The 364-nt window shown below is 59.9% G+C and carries 1 protein-coding gene; it reads left to right on the forward strand.

Annotated elements, in window-relative coordinates; all coding sequences use genetic code 11:
- Positions 1-364: DNA-processing protein DprA (locus RTX98_RS18155; RefSeq protein WP_312798200.1), on the forward strand; the 364-nt coding region annotated here is incomplete at both ends.

The raw sequence follows: 364 nt of genomic DNA on the forward strand, positions 1-364 counted from the left end.
ACGCGCGATTTGGGTGGTCAGCCGTGCCGATGCCGAGTATCCGCGTCGGCTGAAGGCGCGCCTTCGTGAAGATGCGCCAGCTGTGCTCTACGGCTGTGGCGAGATGGGTTTGTTGGAGACTGGTGGGCTTGCCGTCGTCGGATCACGCCACGTGGACGATGCATTGATTGACTACACCATGTCAATCGGCGGACTGGCGGCGCGAGCTGGCAGCACAATCGTATCCGGCGGTGCCAAAGGTATCGATCAGGCCGCCATGCGCGGAGCGCTTGAAGCCGGTGGAAAGGTCTGTGGGGTTCTGGCAGACAGTTTGGAAAAGAACGCCATGAATCGCGATCATCGGAACCTGTTGCTTGATGGTCAA

The organism is Tianweitania sp. (assembly GCF_032053605.1).
Lineage (GTDB): Bacteria > Pseudomonadota > Alphaproteobacteria > Rhizobiales > Rhizobiaceae > Tianweitania.